2 protein-coding genes are annotated in these 2,541 nt (G+C 44.5%); both read left to right on the top strand.

The genetic code is table 11. The features are described from left to right. On the top strand, positions 1 to 1,032 hold a 1,032-nt coding region (locus ACVA58_RS27700), incomplete at its 5' end, for a bifunctional aspartate transaminase/aspartate 4-decarboxylase (protein ID WP_446513471.1). Positions 1,033 to 1,498: 466 nt separating this feature from the next. Next, on the top strand, positions 1,499 to 2,541 hold a 1,043-nt coding region (locus tag ACVA58_RS27695; RefSeq protein ID WP_446513470.1), incomplete at its 3' end, for a bifunctional aspartate transaminase/aspartate 4-decarboxylase.

Raw genomic sequence — 2,541 nt, 5'->3', positions numbered from 1 at the left:
GGTCTGCTGAAGAAAGGTGACAAGATTGCCCTTATCACCCCAATCTTCACACCGTACCTGGAAATCCCAGAGTTGGCAGAATACGAGCTGGAAATTGTCGAGCTTCGTCTGGACGAAGTAACCTGGCAGCTACCAAAGTCAGAAATCGCCAAGCTCGAAGACACAGATATCAAGCTGTTGTGTGTGGTTAACCCGGCTAACCCAGCATCAATGAAAATGTCTGACGAGACGCTGGATAACATCGCTGAGTTGGTTGAAACCAAGCGTAAAGATCTATTCATCATCACTGATGATGTTTACGGCACATTTGCGGATGACTTCGTCTCGCTATTTGCCAAATGCCCGTACAATACACTTTGCGTGTACTCGTTCTCAAAATACTTTGGAGCGACAGGCTGGCGTTTGGGTGTTATCGGTATCCAGCACGATAACGTATTCGACGACGCGCTACGCATGCAAAGCGAACAGCAGAAACAGCTACTGGACGAGAGATACAAAACACTGACCCCTGAACCTCGTACTATCACGTTTATTGACCGTATGGTGGCAGAGAGCCGTGGCGTTGCACTGAACCACACTGCTGGTTTATCTCTACCACAGCAAGTTCAAATGGCGCTATTCTCACTGGCTTGTTTGATGGATGCAGAAGAATCTTACAAAGATGCCTGTAAGAACATCATCCGCCAACGCTACAACACCCTTTACAAAAACATGGGCGTTGAAGTTGAGAAAGACGTTAACCGCGTTGATTACTACACCCTGCTAGATCTGGATGTACTGGGCGCAAAAATGTACGGTCAGGAGTTCGTTGACTGGTTCAAAGCCAACAACATGGGCAAAGACTTCCTGTTCCGTCTGGCTTACAAAACGGGCGTGATCTTACTACCGGGTAAAGGCTTTGACGTTGTACACGGTTCAGTACGTGTTTCACTGGCGAACCTGACTCACCACGAGTACGAGTTGATTGGCCGCGAAACCCGCAAAGTGCTTGACGAGTACTACAACAGCTTCGTGACTGCGACTCAAGCGTAATAGTTAAAAAAGCTGCCGTTAATCGGCAGCTTTTTATTTTTACATCCATTTTGAATACCTCCATTATTTCAATCGTTATCACTCATTCAATAAAAAAACTCACTTCACGAAAACAACCATAATAATGAACTTTGAGATCAAGTAAAAAACAAGCTAATTTTTCACATAACCACAGCCATCAAGTAATGTAATACCCCAACCCAAAATACAAACCAAAATCTAATTAACAAATACTTAGTGACAAATAATATCAACACAAAAAAATGGAAGGATTCAATCATTCATTTGCGAGTTTGGATACTGATTAACTCGCGATAATATATTCCCACAGCAAGAGAGATGAGAAATTAATACATTTAATCATCTTTAAAAGATTATCCATTAACTCAACAACTGAATATTAAGTGCGTTTAATTGTACTTAATTAGACAAGATAACTCATTGACACCTTCTTAGAGACTTTATTATGACGACTAAAACAAACACAATCGACTTTTCAAAATTTGCAGACCTAAGCCCATTTGAACTGAAAGACAAATTGATTGAAGTGGCACAAACGGTTCCTGATCGCACCCTGCTTGATGCTGGTCGTGGCAACCCTAACTTCCTAGCAACTCTGCCACGCCGTGCTTTCCTTCGTTTAGGTGACTTTGCGCTTGAAGAGTCGGAGCGCACCTACTCTTACCTAAACGGTGGTTTTGGTGGTATCCCTGATGGTTTCGGCATTGTTGAGCGTTTCGATACCTTTGCCAAACAGCACGCTAATGCCGAAGGTGTTCAGTTCCTACAAAAAGCACTGAGCTACACCAAAGACCGTCTAGGCATTGATAAGAATGTCTTCTTGAACGAGCTAGTGAATGCCTTCCTGGGCTGTAACTACCCAGTGCCAGACCGCATGCTGACAAACATCGAGCAGGTAGTGAAGCAGTACATCGGTCAAGAAATGTATGGCAAGCTGCCAATGACCAATGACTTCGACCTGTTTGCCACTGAAGGCGGAACAGCCTCCATGACCTACAGCTTCCAGTCAATGTTCAACAATGGTCTGCTGAAGAAAGGTGACAAGATTGCCCTTATCACCCCAATCTTCACACCGTACCTGGAAATCCCAGAGTTGGCGGAATACGAGCTGGAAATTGTTGAGCTACGCCTGGACGAAGTAAGCTGGCAGCTACCTAAATCGGAAATCGCTAAGCTCGAAGATACAGATATCAAGCTGTTGTGTGTGGTTAACCCGGCTAACCCAGCATCAGTGAAAATGTCTGACGAGACGCTGGATAACATCGCTGAGTTGGTTGAAACCAAGCGTAAAGATCTATTCATCATCACTGATGATGTTTACGGCACATTTGCGGATGACTTCGTCTCGCTATTTGCCAAATGCCCGTACAATACACTTTGCGTGTACTCGTTCTCAAAATACTTTGGAGCAACAGGCTGGCGTTTGGGTGTTATCGGTATCCAGCACGATAACGTATTCGACGACGCGCTACGCATGCAAAGCGAACA

This window comes from Photobacterium sp. DNB22_13_2, from assembly GCF_052873915.1.
This window is presented reverse-complemented; position numbering and strand designations above follow the sequence as displayed.